A 14,681-nucleotide genomic window follows, 5' to 3' on the forward strand; every position below is an offset into this window, starting at 1 on the left:
GTTAATTATGAGTCAGAGTGATATTTTTTCATTTGGAAATGAAACCGAAATTGAAGACATTGGTGGTGGGCTTAAGCGTCAAATGCTTGGTTATAACCATGAACTAATGGCGGTTAAAATTTGGTTTGAGAAAGGAGCTATTGGTTATAATCATGCCCATAGACATTCGCAAGTAACCTACATTGTTGAAGGTGAGTTTCACTTTAACATTAATGGAGTAACAAAAATTTTAAAAGCGGGCGATAGTTGCTTTATGCCGCCTTATGCTGACCATGGTGCAACTTGTCCAACGGGTGGCATTCTTATTGATACCTTTAGTCCACCGCGAGAAGATTTTGTACCACCAGGAACATTTGATAATGTTGACCTTGATAAAGCTAACAGCAAGCCAGTAGGGAAATAAACATGAAATTAAAAAATCTACGTTGGTGGGTGATAGCACTCATCGCACTGGCTACTGTGATTAACTATATTGATCGCTCAGCCCTTAGTGTGCTTTGGCCAGATATTGTCGAGGATTTATTTCCCGATGAATCAGCACTAGAGCGTAAACAAATATATGCAAATATTTCAATGGTTTTCATATTGTCTTACGCTTTTGGTCAAGCTATTTTTGGGAAGATATTTGATTGGTTAGGTACACGCGTAGGTTTTGTACTTTCAATTGGTGTTTGGTCTCTTGCTACTGCTGCTCATGCGTTAGCACAAGGTGTACTTAGTTTTAGTGTTTTTCGCGCTATACTCGGTGTGGCTGAAGCCGGTAACTGGCCTGGTGCTGCAAAAAGTAATGCTGACTGGTTTCCAACGAAAGAACGAGCTTTAGCTCAAGGTATTTTTAACTCAGGCGCGGCTATTGGCGGTATTATAGCCATTCCGTTGATTGCTTTTATGACCGTTTATTTTAGTTGGAAAATGGTATTTGTAGTCATAGGTTTAGTTGGCTTGTTGTGGCTTATTCCTTGGATTATTTTGGTTAAAGCACCACCTAAATTACACCCTTGGATTACGGACGAAGAACGTGAATATATTTTAACGGGTCAAAAAAATAGTACCGATGATAACTTATGCGATGATGATGAATATAACCCATCAACCCGAATTATTGTCTCGTAAACAAAGTTGGGGCGTCATTATTGCGTCTGCAGCCATTGATCCTATTTGGTGGCTATTTGTTTTTTGGATCCCAATTTATCTAAATGAAGTCTATGCAATGGATGTTAAATCTATTGGTATCTATGGTTGGGTACCTTATGTTGGCGCTATGATTGGTGCTTGGTTTGGAGGCCTTTTGGCTCAAAATCGTTTGAAAGCAGGTTGGAACACTGATAAAACTCGTAAGCTAACAATTACATTGGGCTGTTTAATTATGTTACCCGCATTACTAGCAATGGCTAACCCAGGTGGACCAACTACTGCTGTTATTATTATGGCTGTCATTCTATTTGGTTTTCAAACTGCTATTGGTAATGTTCAAACACTACCGAGTGATTTATATGGTAAAAAAGCCGTTGGCACACTGTCTGGTTTTGCCGGAATGGCTGCGAAACTTGGTGCATTAGGTTTAACCTCACTAGTGCCAATTTTAACTGCGGATGGCAACTATACCCCTGCATTTGTTATTGGTGCATCATTAGCGATTATTGCTTTGGCTGCAGTATGGATTCTTATTCCAAAAATTGAACCATTAAAAAGTATTCAATAACAGTTCGGAAAATCGATAATTGATACTAATTTAGTAACTTAAATTAGTATCAATTTATTTAAGCAAAGCTAATAAGGCGGGGTAAATGAAAAACATTTTTTTATTTGGTGAATGTATGATTGAGCTGATGACAGCCTCGCAAGATCCATCATCAAACACGTTAAAACAATCATTTGCAGGTGATGTATTTAACACCGCAGTTTACCTAAAACGCACTTTTTCTGACGTGAATGTACACTTAGTAACAGCCGTAGGAAAAGATAGTTTTAGCCAAGATATGATTCAGTATTTTAATGATGAGCATATTGGTACTGATTTCGTATTTCAATCAGACACGAAAATTCCTGGTTTATACGCGATTCAACTTGATGACGTCGGTGAACGTAGTTTCACCTATTGGCGAAGCGATTCAGCTGCGCGGCAAGTTATGCAGCACATTGACGATAATGCAATCAATGCGCTGTCTCAAGGGGATATGTTTTTCTTCTCTGGAATTTCTTTGGCGGTTATAGAGCCTAGTGCTCGTGCTGATTTTTGGGCGATGATCGAAAAGTTGAAAGCAGCAGGGGTTAACATTGTGTTTGACCCGAATTATCGTGCAAGAATGTGGGATAGCGAATCGCAAGCAAAAACGCAGTTTGAAAAAGCCTTTGGCCTCTCAAATATTGTTTTACCAGGGGTTGATGATTTTCAACAACTGTATGGTTTATCGACCTCACAAGAGGTTTATGACTTTTGTAAACCCTACCAATTTGATGAGCTGATTATTAAAAATGGTGAAGCAGGTATATTTTGTTACACAAAAACCGAACACTTCCAATTTGATATAACGCCAGTCAATAATGTGGTTGATACAACCTCGGCTGGTGATTCGTTTAATGGTGTTTACCTTGGCGCGAGAACTAAAAATGTCAGTATCAGTGACGCGATTGACCTTGCTTCAAAAGCAGCAGGTTTTGTTATTCAACATAAAGGCGCAATTGTTGAAAGCACTGCTTACAATCAGTTTATTAAAGAACAATTGGTTAACAAAAAATAGTTAGTTATACTGTTGATAAAGCAATATTTTGTTTTATCAACAGTAGGTTTTAATAACAGAATATTGTCTCTATTGATTCAAAGTAAAGTATTTTATATCAACCTACCTTACAGCCATAAATAAGGGAACACTATGTTAGAACCAATTCAACAAAATGTCCGTGATCTGGGAACAATTTTAGGTAAAACTATTGCGGCAGATGAAGGCGAACAATGGCTGAAAAATATAGAAGCGGTTCGTTTAGAAGGTAGAGAGTTAGCCGCCGGCGATAGCAAGGCCATTACAGCACTTCAAACACATTTTGCTCAATGTAATGAACACGATATGCTCATTTATGCTAGAGCGTTTAGTCAGTTTTTGAATTTGGTTAATTTAGCAGAACAGCAATACACCACCGACCCACAAGGCTTGGCTGAATTAGATCTTGCGCATCCGTTAGAAGATCTTAAAACTAAAATTCACAATACTGATCCCACCATAATCACAGCGGCGCTGAGTAAATTAAAAATTGAACTGGTACTCACTGCACACCCCACAGAAGTGAACCGTAGAACGTTTATTCATAAATATAATCAAATTGGCCAAGCATTAGATGTGTCAGATAATATTGATTTTAGCCGTATTGAAGAGCTGATTAGCCAAGCTTGGCATACAGATGAAATTCGCCAACAACGCCCTACACCATTACAAGAATCTCGGCGGGGATTAAACAGTATTGCCGATAATTTCTGGTATGCAGTGCCAAAATTTATGCGTGAACTTGATGATTTTTCCTATGAAATGACAGGGCAAGCATTACCCCAACATGCTACGCCGATTAAGATGGCGAGTTGGATGGTCCGGCGATCGAGATGGTAACCCTTTTGTTACGGCTAGCCTAAGTAAAGAAGCGTTAATTAACGCACGATTGATGGCCTGTGAATTATATTTACAAGATTTTGAAGACCTTTATTTAGAGCTATCTATGTCTAAAGCGACTGATGATCTAATCTGTGAAAATAATGACATACAAGGGCCTTACCGCCAACATTTATTACCCGTTATACGTTTATTAAAAAAATCACAAGCCTGTTTAAAAGAAGGCTGCACCGAAAATATTTTGTCAAGTTCAGAACAATTACGTAAACCATTACAAGCCTGCCGAAACAGCTTGTTAGCGGTTGGTTTAACGGCCGTAGCTAATTCCTTAGTGCTAGACTTAATTCGTAAAGTAAATAGCTTTGGAATTTCGCTAGTAAAACTCGACATTAGACAACACAGTGAGCGGCATGACAGTGCTTTAGCTGAATTAACGCAAGTGTTAAATTTAGGCTCTTATATAGATTGGTCTGAGGAACAGAGACGAGAGTTTTTACTTACTGAACTTAATAATCCTCGCCCTTTGTTACCTAAACATCCTTGGACAGCAGATACACAAGAAGTTTTTGATACTTATGCCATGATTGCACAAGAGCCGGCAGAACTTTTTGGCCTTTATGTTATCTCAATGGCCAGTAAAGTCAGTGATATTTTAGCCGTAAAGTTGTTATTAAAAGCGGCGGGTGTTTCATGGGATATGCCCATAGCGCCGTTATTTGAAACCTTAGATGATTTAAATAATGCACCACAGATCATGGCTGAACTGTTATCCATTGAAAGTTATCGAAATAGCTGTAATAACGAACACCATGTTATGATTGGTTACAGCGACTCATCAAAGGATCTTGGCGTACTTGCCGCAACATGGGGTCAATATAAATGCCAAGAAAAACTAGTAGAAGTATTTGTTAAAAAAAATATTGAACTGAAATTATTTCACGGCCGAGGTGGAACTATTGGCCGAGGTGGTGGAGAAGACATGATGCCATTGCTTCTCAACCACCAGGTACATTAGATGGTGGCTTACGTGTAACGGAGCAAGGTGAAACTATTCGCTTTAAATTTGGTACACCTAATTTAGCTAACCGAAGTTTGCACTTATACGCATCGGCAATCTTGGAATGTTTAATTACGCCTCCTCCTGTGCCTAAACAAACGTGGCGAGATATTATGGAAGTAATGTCTGATGAAAGTTGCGCTACGTATCGTCAGTATGTACAAGGCAATGACGATTTTGTTAAATATTTTAGACAAGCAACACCTGAACAAGAGCTTGCCTCTTTACCTTTAGGATCTCGCCCTAGCAAACGTAAATCAGACGGGGGAATAGAGTCCTTGAGGGCAATCCCGTGGATTTTTGCTTGGACTCAAAATAGGCTTGTAGTGCCAAGTCGGCTTGGACTTGGTAGTGCAATTAAAACCACGTATCAAACCCATGCATCACTAATTAAAGAGATGCTGCAGCAGTGGCCTTATTTTCGCTCTCGTATCTCACTAACCGAAATGGTTTATTCAAAAGCAGATAGTAAGATGTCTGCCTTGTATGACATGTCTTTAGTCGATGATTCTCTAAAGATTATGGGGGATGACTTGCGTGAGCAACTAGTACAAGATAAGCAAACACTGTTAAGTATATTAGGACAAAAAGAACCATTAGAGCACGATCTGTGGAATCTTAATTCATTTGAACTACGTCGCCCTTATTTAGCGCCTTTACATCTATTGCAGATTGAAGCGCTTAAGCGTTTAAGAGCTCAGCCGGAACACTCTGAATATGAACAAGTGTTAATGGTAACAATGGCGGGTATTGCTACGGGTATGCGAAATACGGGTTAATAGAAAGATTTATTAAGCCGAGCTGAGGTTATTTACACAAAGGAGGAACACATGTTCTTCCTTTGCTGTAATTAAAATTCGACTTGATAAGGTGATAATGAAAAATCAGACACAGGCCTGATAGATATACGTGCATCCTCTTCTACTTCGTCATTACTCGCAAAATGAATGACGTACTCTTTTGCTAGCAATTTTCGTTTAAAGTGAGCAATGGCTTCGTTGGTTATCACTGTCGTGTTATCGTCACCGTTAGTGGATATTTGCGCATAAGCAAAGTCTTTAATCAGTGTGTTTAATGTGTCTGGATCTATTGAACTGGGGTTGATAAACATGAAATATTTAAGTTTTGTGGCTAATTAATGCAGCGTAACATTTTTTGATACGTAAATATCATTATTCCCGATAAGTCAGATCAGTAATGATTGAAGATCGCAATAATAAACGTAAGAGCATACAGCCTTACGGAGTAATTTTAGCGGAATAATAGCGTAGTTAAGGCTGTTACCTTAACTATCATACGTCATTGTTACCGCTAAAAGTGCTGTTAAAAAAGGTTGAATCAATGTTTATTTATCGTCGATAACATGAGTGATAAAGTAATAAACATAAAAAGCACAAATACCCAGTAAAATAATTAAGCCGCCTACAGAATACATGACAACGGGATCATTTAATAACATTGAAAAAAAGTTCATTTTCAACTCCTTATACATACATAATAAAATGTATGATTATTTAATTTATGAAACTACATAACCTAAATATATTATAAGAGCCTGTTACAATTGATTGATGATTTAAATCAATAAAAATCGTTCTTTTTCGCCATTTTTGCCTTTAATTCTTCTTGTTCAATTATTTTACTATAAATTTTGTTGGCTTTATCAATTGCGGTATCTATTTTCGCCTTCGATAATTCTCTTTCATCAAGAATACGGCTTTTATCTGCATCTGGATAACTATTCCAAGAAGCAATAGTATTCCAAACGAGCGACATTTCAGTACTCTTCTCGACTCCTTTTCCTTCGCTGTAAAGTAAGGCTAAGTTGTATTGTGCTAACGCATGATTTTGATCAGCAGCACTTTGATACCACCGAGATGCCTTGAAATAGTCTTGCTCAGTTCCCGTGCCGTTGGCAAGCATAACGGCTAAGTTAAATTGCGCGCTAGCTAAGCCTTTTTTAGCTGCCTTAAACGTTAAATCATAAGCTTTTTTTAAGTCTTGCTTAACTAATTTCCCTTCACTGTAAATTAATGCTAGTTCAAACTGCGCATCAGAATAATTTTGATTAGCGGCTAATTCAAATAACTCTAACGCTTTCATGCCATCTTTCGGTACTCCGTAGCCATGTTGATAAACTATGGCCATTTGATACTGGGCAGGGGCATAACCTTCTGCAACTAAAGGGCGAAATTGTTCAATTGCCGCATGAAACTCACCACGGTTTAGTTCATAAATACCTTGATTAAGATCATTGCCTTGGGCGGGTGTAGAAAAGCAGCCTAGCAGTAATAAAATGACTATTCCTAACGATTTTACTAGAATAATTCGCATAATTTCTCTCGCTTAAAGTAGTGTATGATTATTAATTAGTGTAGTTCAACTTTTTAGATTGAAGCCATTATTTCTTCAATTTTTTCTGCTATTTCTAGCCAAAGCATTTCACTTTCTTCAATGTTGTCTTTTAAATTTGCTTGCAGTTTTAACTGGGTTGTTAATTCACTTTTGCGATCAGCTTGATAGATCTCACTGTCACTCAATAATGCTTCAACTTTTGCTAACTCTGTTTGCCAAACATGTATTTGTTTCTCAAGTTTGTCAGACTCCTTGCGTAAGGGGGCCGATTTTTTGCGTAACTCAGCTTGTTGTTGACGTAATTGTTTTTTGTCTAATCCTTTATCTACAATAACATTATTAGTACTACTAGATTCATTTTTTTGATTCGAGACCGTTTGTTTTTTATCTTCATTAAGCCATTGTTGATAATCATCAATATCACCGTTAAAGTCAGTAACACGACCGTTAGCTACCAGATAGAATTCATCTACACATGATTCAAGTAAAAATCTATCATGGGCAATTAATATTATCGCGCCGCCAAAGTCTTGTAATGCCATCACCAAGGCTTGACGCATTTCTAAATCTAAATGGTTGGTTGGTTCATCAAGTAGCAGTAATTGTGGTTTTTCTAAAACAATCAGTGCTAACACTAAGCGAGCTTTCTCACCACCAGACATATTAGTAACGGTTTCAAGCGCTTGATCGCCACTAAAACCAAATTTACCTAAAAAGCTTCTCGCGTTTGGCTCCCCCATGGCAGGTTTAGCACGAAGAATATGATCAACAGGGCTTGAGCCACTATGTAATTGCTCTAATTGATGCTGAGAAAAGTAGCCTATTGTTAATTCTTGCGCGCAATAACGTGCGCCATTAAGTAAGGCTATTTCACCCGCGAGAGATTTAATTAATGTTGATTTACCGCCATTTCTACCTAATAACCCGATGCGGCTACCGGGTACTAAGGTTAAGCCAACATCATTGAGTATAATAGTGTCAGTGTTATAGCCACACTGACTTTCCGTTAAAGACAATAAAGGGTAGGGTAAACTTTCAGGCTCTTCAAAACTAAAGGTGAACTGGCTATCAATATGCGCAGGGGCTAAGTTCGGCAGTTTTTCTAAACGCTTCAAACGGCTTTGTGCTTGTTTTGCTTTACTGGCTTTGGCACGAAATCGGTCAACGAACGCAGTTAAATGTGCTGCTTCTTTTTGTTGCTTTTGGTATTGCACTTCTTGTTGCGCTAGATGTTCGGCACGTTGTCTTTCAAAGGCAGTATAATTGCCACTGTAAAGTTTGGCGTGTTGATGTTCTATATGCAAAATTTGGTTGATTACAGTATCGAGAAAATCACGGTCATGTGAAATAAGTACCAAGGTACCTGTAAAGCGTTTAAGCCAACGTTGTAACCAAATTACGGCATCTAAATCTAAATGGTTAGTTGGCTCATCAAGTAATAATAAATCAGCACGGCTAATTAATGCTTGCGCTAAATTTAAACGCATGCGCCAACCACCGGAAAAATCTTTTACGGGGTTGTTGAGTTGATTTTGTAGAAAGCCTAATCCGTGGAGTAACTCACCGGCTCTGGCGGGCAAACTATAACCGTTAATAGTATCTATTTTATTAATCAGAATTGCTTCTAAATTGCCGTCATCATTTTGTCGTGCCTCGTCTAATTGAGCTTCAAGTTGACGATACTCCTTATCGCCATCCATTACATAATCAAGGGCAGACTGCTCCAAAGAAGGGGTTTCTTGCTTTACCGTGGCTATTGACCAACTACTCGGTATACTTAAATCGCCTGCATCGGGTGCTAGCTCACCAAGAAATGCCGCGAAAAGAGACGATTTACCACAGCCATTACTGCCAACTAACCCCACTTTATGGTTGGGATGAATAGTGAAACTAGAGGCCGTAATTAGATTTTTTGCGCCTCTGTCTAGACTTAAATCGGCGGTAATCAATGTTCTTTCCTTATATAAATCATGTGTAGAAAGTAAGTAAAATGGTGACTAAAAAAATACTCGTGCATTGTCGCTTTTCCTGATACCACTATTCAAGGTAAAATAGCGAATATCCTGATTATTTTCCCTTAATTGATGAAGTAGAGTATTGCGAATGACAAAGAAGCAGAAAAAACGTTTTATTGCGGGGGCTATTTGCCCAAAATGTAATGAGCAAGACACGATGGCGTTAACTAAAGAAGATGGCGTTGAAAAAGCGACGTGTGTGAGTTGCGGTGAAGAAATGACCCAAAGCGAACCGCAAGTTGAAGAAGTTGTGCGTCAACATGAGCAAGTTATTGGAGTGTTTAAACAATAACGACACACATGTATATAAAAATTAAACCTAAATATACTCACAAATAACAGTCATCACAATGAGTTAACGTGATAGCGTTTTAAATTATTCATAGGATTCAGTTTTGAAAAATGATACTGTTTTATGAAGAATTATCCATTAGGTATGGGCTCGATGTTTGAAAATAGTGAATACCTAAAAAAATCGATAACACTGAATTTTTTTACTCAATTTATTTTAACAGTCGTTATTTTGCAGTTAGTTGTTTATGTTTTACAAGCTAACTTCTCAGCCATAATCCAAGGTAGTATCACCCATGCTGTAGGGTTGCTCTATAGTATGGTAGATTCTTCTATTGTAATTGATGGTAATCTATTGATTCATCAAGATTCTCTTGGTTTTTTGATTGTGGATAATAGTTGCACAGGGTTAATGCTTCTTGCTAGTGTATGTTCCGCTATCATAGCGTTTGAACATACATGGCACGTTAAAGTTAAAATGATTCTCATCGCAATATTCATTTTACAGTGTGAGAATATTGTGAGGATCGCGCATTTACTGTATGTAGTAAAAAATCAAAATAGTGCTTTTGATATGTTTCATTTATATATTTGGCAAGCCATAAATTTTGCTACGGCATTAGTTGTTATATTAGGTCTAGATAAAAAGTTTAAAGGAAATCGTTGTATATGATTATTATTAAGTGGTTTGTTGCTGTCATAATACTGATGCTTTTCTCATTCAATGCACTTGCTGCCGGTGGCGGAGGCGGGGGAGGTGGCGCTGTGACTGGTTCAACCGTACCCTCAATGAACCTTAGTTTACAAATTGCTATGATTATTTTTGTTGCCTACCTTTACCGTAAAAGAAAATAACCGCACGTTTTCTGGATAAAAAATAGCAGTGTTAACCCGAACTCAAGCCGAACCGTCTGAGAATAAGAAAAAGCAATGCTTTGATCTGGTAATGGCGTTCACCACCGTTGCCTTATTTTACTTTGCCTTTCCAAGTGGTGGATTGGGTGATTTAGCATGGCTTACTTTAGTGCCTGTTGTCATTGCGTTGAACAATAGCTCGGGCAGAAATGCATTTTTTTTAGGCCTACTGGCAGCCACGCTAGGTTGGATGTGCAGTATTTGGTGGGCGATTAATGGTATTTCTGAAATAACATCCACGCAGGCGAACCTTGTCATTCCATTTGTTTTTATTTTCTGCTTTTTATCTGCACTTCCCTATGCCATTGCTTGTTGGTTTCATGTTCGTCTTAAGTCGGGATATTCAGTCGTTGGGGCACTAAGCTCTGCTGTTATTTTTACGGTACTCGTGAATTATATACCGCATATTTTGCCCGGTAATTTAGCTCATGCGTTATACAAAAGGCCTTTGTTTATTCAATTGGCGGATGTTGGTGGTGTACCGTTAGTTTTTTATATTATCCATTGTATAAATTTTCTTTTAGCAAATGCTATTACTTTGGTTAAAACCAATAGGCGTCAATCGCAAGGCTGTCTATTGTTAGCGATAACGTTATTTTTTGCTAATATTGCCTATGGTGACTATCGACTTTCGCAATCACAAGTATTTGATGGTAAAGCAGGAAAGACACTCCACATTGCCATGCTGCAGCCCAATATTGATATTAAAAACAGAACACGTAACGACTGGAAAACTCAGCAAACACTACTAACGCCAGTGTTAGATACACTTGAACAAAATCAGAATGTAGACCTTGTTGTTTTTCCCGAGGTACCGGTTCCTATTTCTTATCAATATTACCCTGAAGATAAACTGTATTTTGAAAAGCACTTACCAAGCAAAACATTGCTTATGACCACGATAAAACCGGCTAATAACCATTTTGAAAGTGATATCAATGAAAACGGTAGTTACTTTAACACTATGGAGCTAATTGCGCATAAGCGTGTAACACAAGAATACAGCAAACAAGTGTTATTACCCTTTGGTGAATACATTCCCTTTCAAAAAAGTATGCCTTGGCTAAAAGATCTGTTTCCTTATGCTCCTAATTACAAACCTGGTAACCAAAGCACTTTATTAACAATAAAAAATAATGATAATGTTATTCACGTTATTCCGCTGATTTGCTATGAAGCTGTATTTACAGAGATTGTAGGTAACGGTGTTAAAAAAGGTGGAGAGATACTTATCAATAGTTCTAATGATGACTGGTTTGCTCATATTGCCGGCAAAAATACACATTATGCCTTAGCACTTTTTAGAACGATAGAATTTAGAAAGTACTTGGTGAGAACGACCAATACAGGGGTCAGCGGTATTATTACCCCATATGGTCGATTGCTTGATTCCTCTAAAATCGACGATAATATTCTTGGCTATTCTATTAATGAAATAGAGATTCAGCCAATAACAAGTTTTTATTCACAATATCCCAATTTGATCAAATACTTATTTATGTCTCTGGCATTGGTAATTGTATTGTTCGGCAGGAAATCAAATGTTAGAAATTAAAGAAAAAATAGAAGAAATTATTGCAGAATATACCGAAATGCCATCGCATGAATTTTACCAAGCGAGTAGTTTTGCAGAGCTTAATATTGACTCATTATCAGTGGTTGAAATTATTTTTGATATCGAAGAAGCCTTTGATATCAAAATACCAAATGAAGTTGACTTGCAAAAAGACGGTTTTGACTGCAATAGTTTTGTAGGGGTTTTAGCTATTGTTACTGCACTTATTGAAAAAGAGTCGCACGATGACTGAACAAATTGTTGTGACCGGCATGGGGTGTATTTCAGCTGCAGGTAATAGTATACCTGAATTTGGAAAAACGATTTTTTCTACGCAGCCGACGAATAATACAATGGGAGAAATTAGTTTATTCAAGACGGATGACCATACCAATTATATTGCCGCCGAAGTTAAAGATTATATCAGTGAGCAGCACTTTTCAAAAAATGAACTTAAATTGCTCGATAGGTTTGCACAATTTGCGCTTATATCCGCGCAAGAAGCGATTACCGATGCAGCACTTGATTTCACAACGGTAAATCCACAACGTATTAGTGTTGTGCACGGCTCTAGTATTGGTGGTCAACAAACAATAGAAACTGCTTACGCACAATTATTTGAACAAGGAAAAACTCGAACTCATCCGTTTACGGTACCTAAATTGTTACCTAGTGCCGGCGCAAGTCAAATATCAATGAAGTTTGGCATTAAGGGACCAACCTTTTCTACTTCGTCTGCTTGTTCCTCCTCTGGGCATGCCATTGCCATGGCGGCGCTGATGTTACGCAGTAATTTGATTGATGTCGCGATAGTGGGAGGTGCTGAAGCCTGTATTACGAAAGGCAATTTTATGGCATGGGATGGTCTTAGAGTATTATCAACTGATACATGTCGCCCTTTTTCTTTAGACCGAAGTGGTTTAGTGATAGGTGAAGGTGCAGGCACCTTAATTTTAGAGCGGGAAATACACGCGCGTGAAAAGAGGGGCAAAAATATACGCTAAGCTTTCAGGTATTGGTATGAGCTCTGATGCTCATAACGCGGTTCAGCCGTTATCTGAAGGCGCAGAGCAGGCAATGAAAGCCGCTCTGGATGATGCAAAGTTAACAAGCTCGGATGTTGATTATATCAATGCGCACGGCTCAGGAACATTACAAAATGATAAAACTGAAAGCCAAGCAATTAATACGGTGTTTTCAGAGGCGATAAGCGCACCATTCGTTTCATCAACAAAGTCGATTCATGGGCATATGTTAGGTGCAGGAGCCGTTGTTGAAGTAATTGCTTCAATTCTTGCGATACAAAATCAAACAGTTCCTCCCACAACCAACTTTACCCAACTTGATCCATTGTGTTCAATCAACTTGGTTTCAAACCAACCTGTTCAAGCTAAAATCAAGCGGATTTTAAGCAATTCATTTGCTTTTGGTGGGTTGAATGTGTCTTTAATTTTTGAAACCATCTAGTGTTGAAAAGTTGGTGTAGCAATGTTGGTTTATCAATAATGCGGTGGTGGAGGCTCAACGTCATCTTTACCTGAAGATAAGCTGCCGGCATCTTTTAAGCGGTTAGCAACTAATTGAATTTGTGCCTTTAATTCAGAAAGTTGTGTTTGATGCACGGCTAATTCTTCACTGAGTTGCTCAATAACATCGTCTTGAAAAAGATTGCGCGATTCAAGGGCATCAATACGCTCTTCAAGAATTTTTCTGTCGCTTTGTGTCTGCGTAGTTAAAGTCATTTATTTTGTTTTCATCGGAAGTTGCCAAAGCTCAGCATAGCCAGACGAGCTTTCAGTTAATAAGGTGTTATTATCGCTAAATGCGACACTATACACAACTACCCCCGTAGGTATTTTTGCTTCTTTGGGCGTAACATGCCATTTAGTGGTACGTTTGCCTGTCGCAATATCCCATATACTCACTTTGCTACTAGCAGCACCCGTGACTAACGTTGTACCGTCAGGAGAAAAACGGACCGAGCTAAACACTTCTTGGCGTTTAGTTCCCTGTAGGGTGCTGATTAATTTGCCAGTCTTTAAATCCCAAATATGTGCAGATTTCATACTGTCGGCAGAAAAGGCAAACCGACCTAATGGATCTAATGCAACTTTAGAAACTCTTGAGGTATGATTGAATTGATAAATCACTTGCCCAGATTTTGTATCCCAAACGTAAGCTATAAAATCATTGCCACCTGACATGGCCACTCTACCATTAGGCATCATATCAACGGTGTTAATTTTTTCTGTATGACCCAAAAACTCTAAACGTCTTCCTGTATCTACTGCAACATGTACCACAGTACCATTGCCTTTGCCGATAAGTAAGTAATCACCATTATTACTCACCGCAATATCACGAATGTTAGATTCTCGAACTTTCCAATAACCTTCAGAGTGTCCTGTTTTTATATTCCACAGTGCAAAATTTTCTCTACTTGCTGTTAGCGCATGGCTGTTGTTGTCACTTATATCAATGGCTAATACTAAATTATCACTGCTGTCTTGCTGTTGAGACCATTGATAAATCAGTGCATTTTTATCTAAATCCCAAGCACTAATACCGTGGTGTATCGATGAACTAACACTCCATTTGCCATCGTTAGAAATATCAGCAGCATAACTGCCTTCAATTGAATGTTGATAACGTTGCAAAGGTTTGGTTGTTAAGGGGGAGCAAGCTTGTAAAAATAACATTGCTAAAAGGCTAGTTACCGATAACACGGTAGCAGTTAAGCGGTGTTTTTTAGTCTTTGAAAAATTAAGCAACATATTAATACTTTTTTATTTGAGCATTTCTCGTTAGTATAAGGCGTTTTTTTAAATTGTTTAACTTTATCTTTGATTTACTTGCACAATAGAGAGTAAAAGCGTCAATAGAAAGTAAAAACT

The 14,681-nt window shown here is 38.1% G+C and carries 16 protein-coding genes and 2 pseudogenes; 12 read left to right on the forward strand and 6 right to left on the reverse strand.

Translation table 11 applies throughout. The features are described from left to right. Positions 1 to 7: 7 nt before the first annotated feature. The 5 genes and pseudogenes from L3081_RS03965 to L3081_RS03980 all read left to right on the forward strand — a co-directional run bounded on the left by L3081_RS03965 (position 8) and on the right by L3081_RS03980 (position 5,435). Positions 8 to 403 (forward strand): cupin domain-containing protein, encoded by a 396-nt coding sequence (locus tag L3081_RS03965; RefSeq protein ID WP_242283650.1) that lies wholly within the window; start codon positions 8 to 10, stop codon positions 401 to 403. A 2-nt stretch (positions 404 to 405) separates the two neighbouring features. Then, positions 406 to 1,702 (forward strand): annotated as a pseudogene (locus tag L3081_RS03970) (MFS transporter). Positions 1,703 to 1,787: 85 nt separating this feature from the next. Next, complete coding sequence (locus L3081_RS03975; protein WP_242283652.1) at positions 1,788 to 2,741, forward strand: sugar kinase; 954 nt, start codon at positions 1,788 to 1,790, stop codon at positions 2,739 to 2,741. A 132-nt stretch (positions 2,742 to 2,873) separates the two neighbouring features. Further along, positions 2,874 to 3,599 (forward strand): phosphoenolpyruvate carboxylase, encoded by a 726-nt coding sequence (locus L3081_RS27910; protein ID WP_338027097.1) that lies wholly within the window; start codon positions 2,874 to 2,876, stop codon positions 3,597 to 3,599. Then, positions 3,547 to 5,435: pseudogene (locus tag L3081_RS03980) on the forward strand (phosphoenolpyruvate carboxylase). Before L3081_RS27910 ends, L3081_RS03980 begins: the two are co-directional and overlap by 53 nt. Before the next feature lie 71 nt (positions 5,436 to 5,506). On the opposite strand, the gene L3081_RS03985 reads toward L3081_RS03980, so the two are convergent. The 4 genes from L3081_RS03985 to L3081_RS03995 form a co-directional block, all read right to left on the reverse strand. After that, a complete protein-coding gene (locus L3081_RS03985) occupies positions 5,507 to 5,767 on the reverse strand; it encodes a YheU family protein (protein ID WP_242283654.1) in 261 nt (86 codons plus the stop codon). A gap of 234 nt (positions 5,768 to 6,001) precedes the next feature. Continuing rightward, positions 6,002 to 6,130, reverse strand: coding sequence for a hypothetical protein (locus L3081_RS26355; protein WP_274620318.1), 129 nt, complete (start codon positions 6,128 to 6,130; stop codon positions 6,002 to 6,004). A 107-nt stretch (positions 6,131 to 6,237) separates the two neighbouring features. Further along, the gene (locus L3081_RS03990; RefSeq protein WP_242283655.1) at positions 6,238 to 6,990 is read right to left on the reverse strand and encodes a tetratricopeptide repeat protein; all 753 of its coding nucleotides are present in this window, start codon (positions 6,988 to 6,990) and stop codon (positions 6,238 to 6,240) included. Positions 6,991 to 7,043: 53 nt separating this feature from the next. After that, positions 7,044 to 8,960, reverse strand: coding sequence for an ATP-binding cassette domain-containing protein (locus tag L3081_RS03995; RefSeq protein WP_242283657.1), 1,917 nt, complete (start codon positions 8,958 to 8,960; stop codon positions 7,044 to 7,046). Positions 8,961 to 9,114: 154 nt separating this feature from the next. On the opposite strand from L3081_RS03995, the gene L3081_RS04000 reads away from it, so the two are divergent. From L3081_RS04000 to L3081_RS04030, 7 genes are all read left to right on the forward strand, one after another. Continuing rightward, on the forward strand, positions 9,115 to 9,318 hold the full coding sequence (locus tag L3081_RS04000; protein ID WP_242283659.1) for a YheV family putative zinc ribbon protein: 204 nt from the start codon (positions 9,115 to 9,117) through the stop codon (positions 9,316 to 9,318). Positions 9,319 to 9,441: 123 nt separating this feature from the next. Further along, positions 9,442 to 9,990 carry an archaeosortase/exosortase family protein gene (locus tag L3081_RS04005; RefSeq protein WP_242283660.1) on the forward strand — a complete coding sequence of 183 codons (549 nt, stop codon included), beginning with the start codon at positions 9,442 to 9,444 and terminating at the stop codon, positions 9,988 to 9,990. Then, positions 9,987 to 10,172: a hypothetical protein gene (locus tag L3081_RS04010; protein ID WP_242283662.1), complete on the forward strand. Its 186-nt coding sequence runs from the start codon at positions 9,987 to 9,989 to the stop codon at positions 10,170 to 10,172. The genes L3081_RS04005 and L3081_RS04010 overlap by 4 nt, the downstream gene beginning before the upstream one ends. 28 nt (positions 10,173 to 10,200) lie before the next feature. Then, the gene (gene lnt, locus L3081_RS04015) at positions 10,201 to 11,787 is read left to right on the forward strand and encodes an apolipoprotein N-acyltransferase (protein ID WP_242283664.1); all 1,587 of its coding nucleotides are present in this window, start codon (positions 10,201 to 10,203) and stop codon (positions 11,785 to 11,787) included. Continuing rightward, entirely contained in the window at positions 11,774 to 12,040 is a 267-nt protein-coding gene (locus tag L3081_RS04020) for an acyl carrier protein (RefSeq protein ID WP_242283666.1), read from the forward strand. Before lnt ends, L3081_RS04020 begins: the two co-directional genes overlap by 14 nt. Further along, entirely contained in the window at positions 12,033 to 12,791 is a 759-nt protein-coding gene (locus L3081_RS04025; protein ID WP_242283667.1) for a beta-ketoacyl-[acyl-carrier-protein] synthase family protein, read from the forward strand. Before L3081_RS04020 ends, L3081_RS04025 begins: the two co-directional genes overlap by 8 nt. Next, on the forward strand, positions 12,763 to 13,254 hold the full coding sequence (locus tag L3081_RS04030; RefSeq protein WP_242283669.1) for a beta-ketoacyl-[acyl-carrier-protein] synthase family protein: 492 nt from the start codon (positions 12,763 to 12,765) through the stop codon (positions 13,252 to 13,254). The genes L3081_RS04025 and L3081_RS04030 overlap by 29 nt, the downstream gene beginning before the upstream one ends. Positions 13,255 to 13,286: 32 nt before the next feature. On the opposite strand, the gene L3081_RS04035 is transcribed toward L3081_RS04030, so the two are convergent. Then, positions 13,287 to 13,529: a SlyX family protein gene (locus L3081_RS04035; RefSeq protein ID WP_242283672.1), complete on the reverse strand. Its 243-nt coding sequence runs from the start codon at positions 13,527 to 13,529 to the stop codon at positions 13,287 to 13,289. Then, entirely contained in the window at positions 13,530 to 14,561 is a 1,032-nt protein-coding gene (locus tag L3081_RS04040) for a WD40 repeat domain-containing protein (RefSeq protein WP_338027098.1), read from the reverse strand. Positions 14,562 to 14,681 lie beyond the last annotated feature (120 nt).

This window comes from Colwellia maritima (genome assembly GCF_022669015.1).
Classification (GTDB): domain Bacteria; phylum Pseudomonadota; class Gammaproteobacteria; order Enterobacterales; family Alteromonadaceae; genus Colwellia; species Colwellia maritima.